Origin of the sequence: Martelella endophytica, from assembly GCF_000960975.1 — a bacterium.
Classification (GTDB): Bacteria; Pseudomonadota; Alphaproteobacteria; order Rhizobiales; family Rhizobiaceae; genus Martelella; species Martelella endophytica.
The window spans coordinates 4,710,063-4,724,168 of the sequence record NZ_CP010803.1 but is presented as its reverse complement, the minus strand read 5'-3'; the positions used below and the strand labels follow the sequence as shown (position 1 = coordinate 4,724,168).

At 62.9% G+C, this 14,106-nt stretch carries 10 protein-coding genes; 3 read left to right on the top strand and 7 right to left on the bottom strand.

All coding sequences use genetic code 11. The annotated features are described in order from the left end of the window. Positions 1-122 precede the first annotated feature (122 nt). A complete protein-coding gene (locus TM49_RS22045) occupies positions 123-377 on the top strand; it encodes a cysteine rich repeat-containing protein (protein ID WP_052699993.1) in 255 nt (84 codons plus the stop codon). A 110-nt stretch (positions 378-487) separates the two neighbouring features. Here TM49_RS22045 and TM49_RS22040 read toward each other — a convergent pair whose 3' ends face one another. The 7 genes from TM49_RS22040 to TM49_RS22010 all read right to left on the bottom strand — a co-directional run bounded on the left by TM49_RS22040 (position 488) and on the right by TM49_RS22010 (position 10,275). Beyond that, positions 488-1,195 carry an SH3 domain-containing protein gene (locus TM49_RS22040; RefSeq protein WP_045684395.1) on the bottom strand — a complete coding sequence of 236 codons (708 nt, stop codon included), beginning with the start codon at positions 1,193-1,195 and terminating at the stop codon, positions 488-490. A gap of 142 nt (positions 1,196-1,337) precedes the next feature. Then, positions 1,338-3,002, bottom strand: coding sequence for an ABC transporter ATP-binding protein (locus TM49_RS22035; RefSeq protein WP_045684393.1), 1,665 nt, complete (start codon positions 3,000-3,002; stop codon positions 1,338-1,340). A gap of 13 nt (positions 3,003-3,015) precedes the next feature. Continuing rightward, entirely contained in the window at positions 3,016-4,137 is a 1,122-nt protein-coding gene (locus TM49_RS22030) for an ABC transporter permease (RefSeq protein WP_045684391.1), read from the bottom strand. Beyond that, positions 4,134-5,147, bottom strand: a complete 1,014-nt coding sequence (locus tag TM49_RS22025; RefSeq protein WP_045684389.1) for an ABC transporter permease — start codon at positions 5,145-5,147, stop codon at positions 4,134-4,136. The genes TM49_RS22030 and TM49_RS22025 overlap by 4 nt, the downstream gene beginning before the upstream one ends. A 102-nt stretch (positions 5,148-5,249) precedes the next feature. Then, on the bottom strand, positions 5,250-7,361 hold the full coding sequence (locus tag TM49_RS22020) for an ABC transporter substrate-binding protein (protein ID WP_045684387.1): 2,112 nt from the start codon (positions 7,359-7,361) through the stop codon (positions 5,250-5,252). Positions 7,362-7,492: 131 nt separating this feature from the next. Beyond that, a complete protein-coding gene (gene melA / locus TM49_RS22015) occupies positions 7,493-8,959 on the bottom strand; it encodes an alpha-glucosidase/alpha-galactosidase (RefSeq protein WP_144409642.1) in 1,467 nt (488 codons plus the stop codon). Positions 8,960-9,258: 299 nt separating this feature from the next. Next, complete coding sequence (locus TM49_RS22010) at positions 9,259-10,275, bottom strand: LacI family DNA-binding transcriptional regulator (protein ID WP_045684382.1); 1,017 nt, start codon at positions 10,273-10,275, stop codon at positions 9,259-9,261. A gap of 135 nt (positions 10,276-10,410) precedes the next feature. Between TM49_RS22010 and TM49_RS22005 the strand changes: the two genes are divergently transcribed. Both TM49_RS22005 and TM49_RS22000 read left to right on the top strand, forming a co-directional pair. Beyond that, on the top strand, positions 10,411-12,741 hold the full coding sequence (locus tag TM49_RS22005; protein ID WP_045684381.1) for an alpha-L-rhamnosidase: 2,331 nt from the start codon (positions 10,411-10,413) through the stop codon (positions 12,739-12,741). 54 nt (positions 12,742-12,795) lie between these two features. Then, on the top strand, positions 12,796-14,076 hold the full coding sequence (locus TM49_RS22000) for an ABC transporter substrate-binding protein (protein ID WP_045684380.1): 1,281 nt from the start codon (positions 12,796-12,798) through the stop codon (positions 14,074-14,076). Positions 14,077-14,106 lie beyond the last annotated feature (30 nt).

The following is a 14,106-nucleotide window of genomic DNA, read 5'->3' as shown; positions in this document are numbered from 1 at the left end:
CGCGCAAGCGAACTCCGGCAGCTGTTACAAACTGTTACACACCGCAGCCCGATCGCAACATGCGGGCAAAGGCGGAGGGTAAGAGTGGCTTCGTTTCGAAAACACCCAAGGAGTATCTTACGATGACTTTCGCAAAAACATTTGCTTTCGGCGTTTCCTTTGTCCTTCTCACCGCCGGGATTGTTTCGGCCCAGCAGCCCGACCGGCAGATGCTGAGGGCGCTGAAGAACGCCTGCAAGGCCGACATACAGGCCACATGCGGCAAGGTCAGCCCCGGCGATGGCTCGATGCAGCAATGCGTGCAGGAGAACTTCGAAAACTTCAGCAAGCCATGCCAGGATGCAATCCTTGCCGCGCGCGCCGAGCGCAATCCGTAACGACGGCAACGATCGATGCCGGGCAGGCCCTGTCCGGCATCGGCCTTGTGATACCTTGATGCGACAGACCCGGCAGGACGATCCTGCCGGGTCTGGTTTCAGCGCGAACCTCAGTAGCGCTCCACATGCCGTGTGCGCGTTCCGCCGGCGGGACCGGTCCGGGTGGTGGTGCAGCCGGGATCGCCGACATTGGTGCAGCTTCGGGTCCGCGTCGCCGTCCCGCCATAGGCGCCGGTCGTGTTGCGGGTCGAGGAGCATGTCCCATCGGCGCAGGTTCGGGTCTGCGCCGTCGAGCCGCCATAGATCCCGGTCGTAGAACGGTTGACGGTGCAGCTTTCGCCGTTGCATCCGCCGTAAACGCTGTGCGAGGTCACGCGGCCGGGTGGTGGCGGGGCGTAGGCCGGTGGTGGCGGGGCGTAGTAGGACCATCGGCCATACCAGGGATAGGCATGATAGTAGCTGTCCCAATAGGCGCGCGAGAACGTGACCACGGCAACGCTGGCCGCTGCTGCCACCGCGGGCGTCAGCACCACGGTGCTGCCCTGGTAGAATACCTGCATGTAGTGCGCCGACATCCAGCCCCGATAGGATGCGAATGTGACATCGCACCAGCTGTAGGAGGCATTGCAGCCATGGTTGACCACGCTGCCGCCCGCCGGCACGACCGTAACGACAGGATAGGCCGTCGAGGGGCCGGCGCGCAGGTTCACGTTCGCTGTCGCCACAGCGTTCACGATCGTCGCCGCGTCGGCGGCGGCCGGCTGCATTCCGTTCAGGGCCGCCGCAACGGCAAGAGGTGTCATCAATCGCTTCAGCATGTCCAGGTGTTCTCCTTCTGACCTCGGGCCCGACAATCGTCGGGCCTTTCCGTTGTGAGGCTAGAGGCACTTGTTGATGCTGCTATTGCGGAAAGTTTTCAGTGTGTAACAGATTGTGGAACCGGCCGCCCCGCGACCGGTCTCAGGCTGCAACCTCGAATGCGGCCTTGACCAGGCGTTGGGTATATTCGGTCTGCGGGTTTTCGAGCACGTCTTCCACCGGCCCCTGTTCCACGATCTTTCCCCTCTGCATCACGCAGACGCGATGGCAGAGCGCGCGCACCACCTTCAGGTCGTGAGAGATGAACAGGTAGCTGAGGCCGCGCTCGCTCTGCAGCCGGCGCAACAGATCGATGATCTGCGCCTGCACCGACAGGTCGAGCGCAGAGGTCGGTTCATCGAGCAGGATGAACTCCGGCTCCAGCGCGATGGCGCGGGCAATCGCGATCCGTTGGCGCTGGCCGCCGGAGAATTCGTGCGGGAAGCGGGCGGTGATGCTGCCGGGTAGGCCCGAACTGACGAGGGCGTCGCGCACCCGTTCATCCCGCTCCTTCGCTGTCTTCCCGATGCCGTTGACGATCAGCCCTTCCTCGATGATCTGGCCGACGGTCATGCGCGGGTTCAGCGACGAGAACGGGTCCTGGAACACCACCTGCATGCGCGATCTCAGCGGCCGGAGCTGCTCGCGGCTCATTTCCTCGATGTTTCTGTCATCGAACAGCACCGCACCGCCATCGGCGTCGATCAGCCGGATCAGCGCCTGGCCAAAGGTGGTCTTGCCGGAGCCGCTCTCGCCGACGATGCCGAGCGTTTCCTGCTTGTGCAGACGGATCGAGAGGCTGTCGACGGCGACGAGCTCGCTGTAGGTGGCCTTCATGAAGCCACCGGAGCGGAGCGTGAAGGCAACCTTCACGTCCTTGCCTTCCAGGATCGGCGCCGAACCTTCCGGCATCGGATTGGCGTGGCCGGAGGGTTCGGAGGCGAGAAGCTTCTGGGTGTAGGCGTGTTCCGGGTTTTCGAACAGCGCCTCGGTGGCGTTGTGCTCGCGCACCACGCCCTCGCTCATCACGTAAACATAGTCGGAGAAGTGGCGCACCACGGTCAGGTCGTGGGTGATCAGGATCACTGCCATGCCGAGCTCGGTCTGAAGCTCGCGGATCAGCGACAGGATCTGCGCCTGCACCGTCACGTCGAGCGCGGTGGTCGGTTCGTCGGCGATCAGCACGTCCGGCTTGTTGGCGAGCGCCATGGCGATCATCACGCGCTGGCGCTGGCCGCCGGAGAGCTGGTGCGGATACTGCCGGAGCCGTGCCTCGGGTTCGGGGATATGGACCTGCCGCAGCAGTTCGATCGTCTCCTTCTCGGCCTGTCTGCGGCTCATCCGCCGGTGGGTCTGGATCGCCTCGATGATCTGGGTGCCGATGGTGTAGACCGGGTTCAGCGAGCTCATCGGCTCCTGGAAAATCATCGAGATGCGCGCGCCGCGCATCATCCGACGCCTTTTGTCGGAGAATTTCAGCACATCCTCGCCGTCATAGGTGATGGTCGCATCCTTGCCGACCGTCGCCCGCTTCGGCAACAGTCCCATTACGGTGCGCGCGGTGACGGATTTGCCGGAGCCGCTTTCCCCGACGATGGCGATGGTCTCGCCGCGATAGAGCTGGAAGGACACATCGCGGACGGCATTCACCACGCCATCCTCGACGGCGATGTCGACCGCGACATTGCGGGCGTCGATGATCGGATCGCCGGTTTTAGCATCGCGACGCTCCGGGGGCGCGGTTCTCAGTTCGATGTCCTCGGACATGGAGTGCGTCTCCTCAATAGGGGTCTATAGCGTCGCGCAGGCCGTCGCCGAAAGCGTTGAAGGCGAAGACGGTGAGCAGCACGAAGGCAACGGGCGACATCAGCCAGGGATATTCGCCGATGACGGAATAGTTGGAGGTGTCGCGCAGCATCAGCCCCCAGGAGATCATCGGCGGCTTCACCGCAAAGCCGAGGAAGCCGAGAAAGGCCTCGAGCAGCACGACGGTCGGGATCGCCAGCGTGACGGCAACGATCACGTGGCTCATCACGTTGGGCAGGATATGGCGGAAGATGATGCGCTTGTCGGTGGCACCGACGGCAACGGCCGCGCGCACATAGTCCATCTTCACGAGACCCAGCGTCTTGCCGCGCACCTCGCGCGACATCTGCGCCCAGCCGAGCGCCGACATGACGATGATGACGAAGCCGAGGAACAGCTTGGTCGAGGCGGTGACGGGAATGAGGGTCGCAAGCGCCAGGTAGAGCGGCAATTGCGGGAAGGCGAGTACCAGCTCGACGAAGCGTTGCAGCCAGGTGTCGATCGCGCCGCCCATATAGCCGGAGATCATGCCGACCGAGGTGCCGATAACGGTGATGATCGAGACCACGACGAGGGCGATCATCAGCGATATGCGCGATCCGTAAAGGATGCGCGACAGCACGTCGCGGCCAAGCTTGTCGGTGCCGAGGAAGTTGATCACCGTGCCGTCCGTCGCGCCGATCAGATGCCGGTCGGTCGGGATCAGCCCGAGAAGCTTGTGGGTCGAGCCCTTCACGAACAGGCCGATGATCTGCGGATTGTCGTAGTCGAGGCCGACGATCGGCTGGAAGGTGATCGGGTCGAGCTCGCCGGTATCGCCCTGCGGATAGACCCGCGGCGGAAACACGAAATTGCCGTCCTGATCGGTCACCGAGATCGCCTGTGGGGGCAGATAGGCCTGCCCGGTCACCCGCGGATCGGCGGGCGACAGGAAATCGGCGAAGACGGCGACGAGCAGCAGGAAGATCACCAAATAGAGGCCGATCATGCCACTCAGCGAGCGCTTCAACCGGCGCCAGACGAGCGCCAGATAGGTCTCGTTCTTGCTGACCTCGGGTTCCTTGACGGTGTCAACGGTTTCGAGAATGTTGGTCATACTGCAGCCCCTCCCGCCTGCCGGACGCGCGGATCAAGGGCGGCCAGAAGCAGGTCGGCGATGATGTTGCCGATGATCAGCATGGCCGAAAGCAGCAGCATGAAGGTTGCCGTCACGTAGACGTCGCCGACCTGCATCGAGCCGACGATGGCCGGGCCGACGGTCGGCAGCGCGAAGATGATCGCGGTCTCGATTTCGCCGGTCAGCATGTAGGGAAGCACCACGCCCTGGTACATGATCAGCGGATGCAGCGCGTTGGGCACGGCATGGCGCATGATCACCCGGCGTTCGCTGAGCCCCTTGGCGCGGGCGGTTTCGACGTATTGCATGTTGAGTGTGTCGAGCAGGTTTCCGCGCATCACCCGCATGTTGTAGGCGAGCCCGCCGAAGGTGGCGATCGCGATCACCGGCCAGACATGCTGGATGAGATTGACGAACTTCGCCCAGGACCAGGGCGCGCCGCCATATTGCGGCGAGAAGAAACTGCCGACCTCCGAAACCTCGAAGTGGAAGACGAGGATGTAGACGATGATCAGCGCCATCAGGAAGCGCGGCACGGTCATCCCGAGGAAGGACACGCCGGAGAGCAGCGTATCCACCCAGGAATATTGCCGCGTCGCCGCCAGGATGCCGAAACTGATGCCGAGGATGGAGGCGAGGATGTGGCAGACAAGCGCCAGCGCCAGCGTGCGCGGCAGCCTCTCCGCGACCACCGTGCCGACCGGCTTGTTGTAGTAGAGGCTCTGGCCGAAATCACCGTGGAGGATGATGCCGCTGACCCAGTTGAAATACTGGACCGGCATCGGATCGTCGAGGCCATGCGATTTGCGATAGGCCTGCGCCTGCGCTTCCGCCTGCTCGTAGGATGCGCCGCCCTGGTTGATGGCCTGCGAGCGGATATAGTCGCTGTAGTCACCCGGCGGTGCCTGGATGATCGCGAAGGTGACAATGCTGAGCAGGAAGATCAGCACGATACCCGACATTATCCGCGCAATGAGAAACCGTATCATCTTGCGTCCCTTGTGTGCCGGAGCGGGAGGATGCCTCCGCTCCGGCTTTGACTGGTTGGCGGCGGCCCGAAGGCCGTCGCGACGCCTGAGTGTGTCCGGCGATCAGCCGGTGGGACCGTCGCCGCCCGGCTCGCCGGGAAGCGTCTCGGGATGCAGCTCATGGTTCTGCTGGTCATCCGCCGGCACGAACATGCGCTCGCGGATCACCGCGTCTTCCGCCCAGTTGAACATGAAGATCGGGGCGCCCGCCGCAACATTGTCGAAGCGCTTGTTGATGATCAGCGCGCCCGGATATTCGGTAAGGCCGATCGTGTCGACATTCTGGGTTGCAACCGTCTGATACTGTTTCATCAGCTCGGTGCGCTCGGCATTGTCATCGGTCGCGATGAACTGGTCGACGATGTCGATCATCTGCTCCTCATAGGGCAGCAGATCGAGCGTGCCATCCGGTCCGGCGCGGTGATGATCGCTGGTGCGCGGGCCGACGGGCGCAAGGCTGGTCGTGCCCTGCACGACGGAGGCGAGCGCCGGCGGGTTGCGCATGATCATCCAGTCGAAATCGCCCGCATAGCGCATGGCATCGTGCTGATTGTTCTCGACAGCATTCTGGATCACCCGGAGGCCGACCTGCTGCAGCTGGCCGATGACGGCCTCCGACAGGTTCATGTCGGTCGTGTAGTTGGAGCCGACGAGCAGGACGATGTCGACATCCTCGCCGCCGAGCGTGTCAGCCGGCCAGTTGACGAAGCCGTTGCCGTCGGTGTCCTCGAGCCCGATCGACTTCAGCAGTTCCTTGGCGCCGTCCGGGTCATAGGGATAGTAGTAGGTCGATTCCCGATCATAGAAGCTGGTGCCGGAGGCAAGGCCGCCGGGATAGATCGCGGTGAACGGGCCGCGCACCAGGGAATCGCCGATCGCCTGCCGGTCGAGCGCCATGGTCACGGCCTTGCGGAAGTCCGGGTTGCGGTTGAGTTCCCTGACCGCCTGCGCGCGTTCGTCCGGATCGCCCCAGCCGTTGCCGGAGAGGTTCAGCCGCATGTTGTAACCGATCAGGCGTGGGCCGAAGGCAAGGCGGGCAGGGGCCGTCTCCTCGGCGGAGCGCCGGAGCGCCACGACGAAGTTTTCCGGCTGTTCGAGGTTGGAGAAGTCGGCGGAGCCGGCAATCGTCTGCACGTCGCGGTCGGCCCAGGTCGAAAGCTTGTATTGCAGCTCGTCGATATAGGGCAGCTGGTGGCCTTCTTCGTCGACCTTCCAGTAATAGGGGTTGCGGCGCATGACGATGATGTCGTCCGGCCGGTACTCGACCGGCACCCAGGCGCCCATCACCGGCCAGTTCATCATTTCCGGCGGGAAGGCGTTCTTGTACTGCTCATAGGTGGTGTCGGCATATTTCGGATGCTTGGTCTTCAGGATATGCGCGGGGCCGGGGCAGAAATTGCCGTAGGCCATGTTGAACAGGTACTGACGCGGAAAGGCTTCCGCGAAGGTCCACTCGACGGTGTAGTCGTCGATCGCCTTCAGGGAGGTATCCGAACCGAAGGTCTCCTTGCTGGCGCCGTTCAGCGGCGTGATGTTGGGATCGACGATATTGTCTTCCCACATGAACATCACGTCCTCGGATGTAAACGGCACGCCATCGGACCATTTGGCGCCCTCGATCAGGTGCATGGTCAGCGTGTGGCCATCCTCCGACCACTCCCAGCTTTTGGCAAGGTTCGGCAGCGGCTCCATGTCGTCGGCCTCGACCTGGTAGAGCGGGGCCGTGCGGGTCAGGCACTCGAAGAGGCCGATATCGATGCCGCCCCAGCCCTGGGTCTGGCCGGCCGGATAGTTCCAGCCCTCGGGACGGCCGCCGATCACATGCCGAAGCGTGCCACCATAGACGCCGATGCCATCCGGCATGTTGCCGGTCTTGAACACCAGAGGCTCCTTCGGCAGGCGCTCTTCAAGCGGCGGCAGCTCGCCGGTGTCGACGAACTTCTCCGTCACCCATTCCGGCTCGGAATAGGATGGCAGCGATTTGAATTCCTCGATCGCATCGCGCGGGACATAGGTGATCTTGGTTTGCGCCGGAAAGTCCGGCTGTTCGGGCACGACGGTCATTTCAGAGGCATGCGCCCCTGCGGTCAGTGCCAGCGCCGATATGCCGGCCGCCAGAAGGCCGGCAATCCGTTCGGACCTGCCCGAAAATAAAGAGGCATGGTGAGATGTCATCTGTCTTCCTCCCTCAAGGATGATCGGCCGGTCTGCCCCGGCCCGTCTGCCCCGCCCAAAAGGCTCCTACCCCTTCCCGGCGGAACGTGCTGAAGCCGGGACCGGTGATGAGACCGGTCCCGCATAAAAGCTCAGGCGTTGGCCGTTGCGCGCTCCTTGTCCGCGCGCATCTCCTCGACCGAACGCACCGGACGGCGCGCCGCACCCTCCCAGTCGCGGGTCTTGACGGTGGCCTTTGAAAGCCGCTCCTTCGCGCCCTCTATGGCGCCGGCATACTGGGGCAGCCATTTGGCCTGGGCGACGACCATTTCGTCCACCATCTGCCACACCTCCTCCGGCGTGCAGACGGCGCCGACCAGCGGATCGTGCAACATGGCGAGCTTCAGGAGCTCGATATCGCCGGAAACGGCGGCGTGAACCGACATGCGCTGAACGTTGATTGATGAAAGGCAGGTCGCAGCACAAGCCTCCGGCAGCGTGATGCCGGCGACCATGTTGAGGCCGAAGCGATCGACGAAGCCGGGCGACTCGATGATGGCGTCGGCGGGCAGGTTGGTGATCACGCCGTTGTTCTTGCGGTTAAAATGCCCGCGATAGACACGGCCGGTTTCGAGGCCTTCGAGAATGTAGCTCGCATGCTCGCTGGAGCGCTTTGCCGGATCGATCGGCTTTGCCGCATCGGCGAGGAAGCTGTCATACTCGGTCTCGAACCAGTTGCGGTTTTCCGCCGTGTGGCGCAGATAGCCGCCGGTTTCGCCGTGGATCCAGTCAGACATGTCGATCCAGCGGGAAATCTCGTCCGGCCGCTTGCGGTACCAGGGCAGGTATTCGGAAAGATGACCGTTGCTCTCGGTCGAATAGATGCCGAAGCGTTTCAGCACATCGATCCGCACCTTCTCCTGTTTCGAATAGACCGGATGCGCCTCGAAGGCGGCGATCAGCTCGTCCTTGCCGATCTTGCGGCCGTTGACGCGCAGGTCGAGGAACCAGGTCTGGTGGTTGATGCCGGAGCAGATGTAATCGAGTTCGCCGGGCTTGGCACCCAGCACCTCGGTGATCTGCTCGGCGCCGTGCTGGACGCCGTGGCAAAGCCCGATCGTGTCGACCTTGCCGTATTCGGTCGCGGCCCAGGTGTTCATCGCCATCGGGTTCGCATAGTTGAGGAAGCGGGCGCCGGGCTCCGCCACCTCGCGGATGTCCTTGCAGAAATCGAGGATCACCGGAATGTTGCGCTGGCCATAGAGAATGCCGCCGGCGCAAATCGTGTCACCGACGCACTGGTCGACGCCGTATTTCAGCGGGATGCGGATGTCATCGGCATAGGCTTCGAGCCCGCCGACACGCACGCAGGAAATGACGTAGCGCGCGCCTTCGATCGCCTTGCGGCGGTCGGTGGTGGCGGTGATTTTCGTCGGCAGGCCATTGGCTTCGACGATCCGCTCAAGGATGGTCTTCACCATCGTCAGGTTCTTTTCGCTGACATCGGTCAGCGCCACCTCGATCTCGGCGAATTCCGGAACGCAGAGGATGTCCTTGAAAAGTGTCTTGGTAAAGCCGACGCTGCCGGCTCCGATAATGGCAATCTTGAAAGCGCTCACGGTGGCCTCCCATATTCATTGTGCAGGTAGGGTAAAATCGAATACGAAAAGACCGGTCCGGAATACGTCGTCAAACGCACCGGAGGCGCTGTGCCTTTCCCATTCTTGCAGTCATTTTCAACTCCCGATCTGCATTATGCAGAGGACTTGTCGGGAAGACAGGGAGGGATTGTGCTTTCATGGGTAATTTTGTGCGGCGCGTCATCCGCCCCCGAAGCCGACCATTGCGGATCGGCCTGCCAACACGGCGGTCGCGGGCAATCGTCAGTTGGAGCGGAAGCGGTGAGGGCTGAGCCGCGCTAGTAGCTCGGCCGTAAGGCGAGGCTCGGCTCGATGAGGTCGTGGCGGGCATCGGTTCTGCCCTTGATGCGCGAGATGAGCTGATCGGCGGCGAGCGCGCCGAGGCGATCGGGGCTCTGATCGATGCTGGCGAGATCGACCAGCGGCAGGGCGGCGGGGGCCGTGTTGTCGAAGCTGACGAGGCCGAGATCGCCGGGAACGCTGTTATTCTCCCGGCGCGCCAGGTTGATGAGCGGTACGCCGTGAATGTCGCTCCAGCAGAAGAAGGCTTCAGGCCGGTCCGGCCGCGCCAGCAGTTCATGGAGCTGAGGCTGCATCTCCTCCGGCCGCTCCGCGATACGCACGATCTCGATGGATGTCTCCAGACCAGCATCGGTCATGGCCGCGCGATAGCCCCTCTCGCGCTCGTACCAGACCTGGCCTTCCTTGCGCCTGTTGTAGATCAGGGACAGCATGGCGATATCGCGATAGCCCTTGGCAAGCAGCGCCTCGGTGGCGATCCTGCCGCCCATGCAATCGTCGATATTGGCTGTGTCGAAGGTGGTGACGGTGTGCTCGTGATGGCCGATCACAGAAACCGGGACCTGGCTTGCATAGCGTTCGAGCACCTCGCCGCCGATGCGCGGCGCAATCAGCAGAAGACCATCGATCCGCATGTCGATCATGGATTCGATCAGCGCGCTTTCGACATGGGTGCGGGCCTCGCCGACACCGATCAGCGTGTTGTAGCCGGCCTTTGCCATGGTCCGCTTGAAGCCGCCGACGAGCGGCGGCAGGAACGGATTGTCCATGCCGACAAGCAGCACGCCGACAGTGAAGGTCCGCCCACGCATGCCGCGCGCAGCCGTGCTCGGCCGGTAACCGAGCTTTTCGATCGACTGCATCACGTTTTCGCGCAGCGCCTCGCTGACACCATAGGCATTGCGCAGGACCTTGGAGACAGCGGCGACCGAAACTCCGGCATCAGCGGCCACCGTGCGGATCGTGACGCGGCTCGGGCGAACCGGCTTGTCCATGAATTTCCCTTCGAAATCAGTCTGCAATGAAAAATAGACCAGTTTGCCCTTGCATAGCAAACGCTTTTGTAGAACAGTCTACGTATAACGGTCTACAGAGCGAGGAGCTGTAGACCTGCCAGAGGGAGGAACAGCATGAATATCGCAACCCGTGCGCGGCCGCTCGGTGCCGTCCAGCGACGTGAGTGGACGGCGGAAATGATCGCGCCGTCGGTCGATGCGGGGCAGGGCACACGGCAGAGTTTCGTCGCCGCGCCTTTCACGCTCCCGGCCGGCTCGCGCCCGATGCTGTTCATATCCGCGCTCGGCCTCTATCGCGCCTTCGTCAACGGCCGGCGTGTCGGCAATGACCTGCTGACGCCCGGCTGGACCTGCTATGACGACCGCATCGCCTATCAGAGTTACGACATTTCCGACCTTGTCCACGAGGGCGAAAACCGCATCGAAATCTGGCTCGGCGATGGCTGGTATCGTTCGCAGATGATGTGGCGCCACCAGATGATCGTGAATTGCTGGGGCGATCGCATCGCGGCGATTGCCGAGATCGTCGATCGCGACGCGCTGGTGCTCAAGTCGGATGGGAACTGGACGAGCGGGCTGCTGCCGATCACCCGCTCCGGTATCTATTACGGCGAGGACTATGACGCGCGGCTCGAAAGGCTTGAGGACACGGGCAGTGTGTCGCTTGTCGGGTTCGAAACGGCGAAGCTCGTTGCTCACGAGGCACCGCCGGTGCGCGAACTGGAGCCGTTGCGGCCCGTCGAGGCCTGGGACGATGCCGAGGGCCGGCATATCTACGATTTCGGCCAGAATGCCGGCGGCTATGTGCGTTTCACCGTCAGGGGCGCGGCCGGGGCGCGGCTTTACGTCGACCATGCCGAGGTGCTGGGCCCGGAGAAGGCCTTTGACAACCGCAACTATCGCAGCGCTCGCGCCGCGCTCGGCTATACGCTGAAGGGCGAGGGGGACGAGGTCTATGCGCCGGTCTTCACCTTTACCGGCTTTCGCTATGCCCGTGTGGCGATCGAGGGCGAAGCGGAGGTCCTGTCGATCGAGCTGGTGCCGATTTCCTCGATCCCGCAGGCCACTGGCGGTTTCACCTGCGGCGACGAGACGGTCAACCGGCTGGTGCTGAACACACTCTGGTCGCAGCGCGCCAACTTCATCGAGATACCGACCGATTGCCCGCAACGCGACGAACGTCTCGGCTGGACCGGCGACGCCCAGGTCTTTGCCGGCACGGCGTGCTGGCTCGGCGATTGCCAAGCTTTCCTGAAGAAATACCTGCGCGACGTGATGCATGATCAGCGCGACAACGGCGCCGTGCCGCATTTCTCGCCGGACCCGACCCGCCTGCATCCGGAAGCCGTCGAAGGCGACTGGGCGGGTTCCACCGGCTGGGGCGATGCGATCGTCACCATACCGTGGCAGCTCTACCTGCATTACGGCGACCGCGCGGCGCTGGAGGAATGCTTCCCCGCCATGTTGCGCTGGCTTGATTATCTCTGGTCGATCTCGGATGGGCCGATCATTCGCCCGAATTCGGTCTGGGGCAGCGACGGCTTCACCTTCGGCGACTGGCTGCAGCCGGTGGGCGACAATCGCAAGCCGCGCCCGACAATCGGCGATGACTGCGCGGCAACGCTCTATCACTTCATCTCGACTGAGCTCGCTGCAACGATCGCCGGCATTCTTGGAAACGACGCGGAGCAGAAAAGGCTTGAAGCGCGTGCCGCCGACATCCGCGGGGCTTTCGCCCGCGAGTATTTCAGTGCGACCGGGCGTCTGGCGCATAACGACCAGACATCCTACGCGCTGGCCTTCCTCCATGACCTTGTCCCCGCAGAACATTTCGAGGCGGCCAAGGCCTATTTCCGCAAGGTCATCGAAGACGCGGATTACCTGATCGGCACGGGCTTCATCGGCACGCCGGCACTGCTGCCGGCGCTCACCAGGCTCGGCATGGACGATGTTGCCGAAAAGGTCTTTCTGAACCGCAAGGTGCCGGGCTGGCTCTATCAGGTGGAGCAGGGCGCGACGACGATCTGGGAGCGCTGGGACGCGCTCGGCCCGGACGGAACGATCTACGATCCTGAAATGAACAGCTATAACCACTATGCCTATGGTGCCGTTTGTCAGTGGCTGTTCGAGGATGTTGCAGGCGTCAGGCCTTTGGCCAGTGCACCGGGCTTTGCGCGCGTCATGCTGGAGCCTTCCATCCTGCCGGCGCTCGGTCATGTGTCCATGTGGCACGAAACCGGGCACGGGCGCATTGAGGCTGGCTGGGGCATCGAGGACGGTCGCGTATCCTATGTCGTCACCCTTCCGGAAGGCATCGAGGCCATCTGGCCCGCCGCCGGACAGGCAAATCTCGAAATCGACGGAAAGCCGGCCGACGGCAGGCAAGAGGAGATTGTGCTGCGCTCCGGTCGCCACGAAATCGGTTTCGATATCCGCGGGGAATAGGTCTCCGCATTTTCGCTCCCGGCAGAGGAGGCCGGGCCATTGGGAGGAGAAATCATGAGAATGCGATTTTTTGCCACGACTGCGATGACCGTCTGCCTGGCAACCGCAGGCGGCCAGGCTTACGCCGAAGAACTCACCCTGCTCGTCGACAACAGTCCGGACACGGTCGCAATCGCCGAAGCGCTGACGGCGGCCTATACGCAGAGCAACCCGGATGTCACCTTCACCGTGGAAGCGCGGCCGGGCGGCAGCGAAGGCGACAACATCGTCAAGACCCGGCTTACCACCGGCGAGATGACGGATGTGTTTCTCTACAATTCCGGTTCGCTGCTTCAGGCGCTGCGCCCGTCGCGGACGCTTGAACCGCTCAACGATCTGCCGAACATCGGCAATGTGATGGAGAGCTTCACCAGCACTGTCTCCGACGACGACGGCAATATCTACGGCGTTCCGGTGCAGGCGGCCATGGGCGGGGGTATTCTCTATCATATTCCGACCTATGAGGAACTCGGGCTCGAAATTCCCAAGACCTGGGACGCGTTCATGGCGAACAACGCCATCATCGCCGAAAAGACCGACAAGGCGCCGATCATCCAGACCTATCGCGAGACATGGACGTCGCAGCTCTTCGTTCTGGCCGATTACTACAATGTCCAGATGGCAGAGCCCGACTTTGCCGAGAAGTACACCGCCAACGAGGCGAAATATGCCGACACGCCCGCCGCAAAGAAGGGCTTCGAGCGTCTGCAGGCAGCTTATGAGTCCGGCTACTTCAACGAGGACTTCGGTGCCGCGACCTATAATGACGGCCTGCGTATGGTCGCGACCGGCGAAGGCGTACACTATCCGATGCTGACCTTCGCGATCGCCGCGATCCAGCAGAACCATCCGGAGCAACTGAAGGACGTCGGCTTTTTCGCCCAGCCCGGTGACAATGCCGATGAAAACGGCCTGACGGTCTGGATGCCGGCGGCCTATTATGTTCCGAAAGGCGGCGACCACACCGATATCGCCCTGGATTTCGTCAATTTCGTCGCAACGCCTGAGGCCTGCGAGATCATGACGGAAGCCGTCGGCGCGTCCGGGCCCTATCTGATCAAGGGTTGCACCCTGCCGGACGATGTGCCGCCATCGGTTGCCGACATGCTCCCTTACTTCGAGGGCGATGGCCGCAATGCTCCGGCACTCGAGTTCCTGTCGCCGGTCAAGGGGCCGGGTCTTGAACAGATCACGGTCGAGGTCGGCAGCGGTATCCGCGACGCCGACAGTGCCGCCGAGCTCTACGACCGCGATGTCGAGAAGCAGGCCAAGCAGCTGCGTCTGCCGAACTGGTGAAACGGCGCGGTGGCCGCGATCACCTCGGCT

Excerpts from the sequence above, each read along its gene's own strand:
- TM49_RS22025 (WP_045684389.1), bottom strand. The coding sequence starts at position 5,147 with ATGATACGGTTTCTCATTGCGCGGATAATGTCGGGTATCGTGCTGATC.
- TM49_RS22045 (WP_052699993.1), top strand. The coding sequence starts at position 123 with ATGACTTTCGCAAAAACATTTGCTTTCGGCGTTTCCTTTGTCCTTCTC.
- TM49_RS22040 (WP_045684395.1), bottom strand. The coding sequence starts at position 1,195 with ATGCTGAAGCGATTGATGACACCTCTTGCCGTTGCGGCGGCCCTGAAC.
- TM49_RS22035 (WP_045684393.1), bottom strand. The coding sequence starts at position 3,002 with ATGTCCGAGGACATCGAACTGAGAACCGCGCCCCCGGAGCGTCGCGAT.
- TM49_RS22010 (WP_045684382.1), bottom strand. The coding sequence starts at position 10,275 with ATGGACAAGCCGGTTCGCCCGAGCCGCGTCACGATCCGCACGGTGGCC.
- TM49_RS22005 (WP_045684381.1), top strand. The coding sequence starts at position 10,411 with ATGAATATCGCAACCCGTGCGCGGCCGCTCGGTGCCGTCCAGCGACGT.
- TM49_RS22030 (WP_045684391.1), bottom strand. The coding sequence starts at position 4,137 with ATGACCAACATTCTCGAAACCGTTGACACCGTCAAGGAACCCGAGGTC.
- TM49_RS22000 (WP_045684380.1), top strand. The coding sequence starts at position 12,796 with ATGAGAATGCGATTTTTTGCCACGACTGCGATGACCGTCTGCCTGGCA.
- TM49_RS22020 (WP_045684387.1), bottom strand. The coding sequence starts at position 7,361 with ATGACATCTCACCATGCCTCTTTATTTTCGGGCAGGTCCGAACGGATT.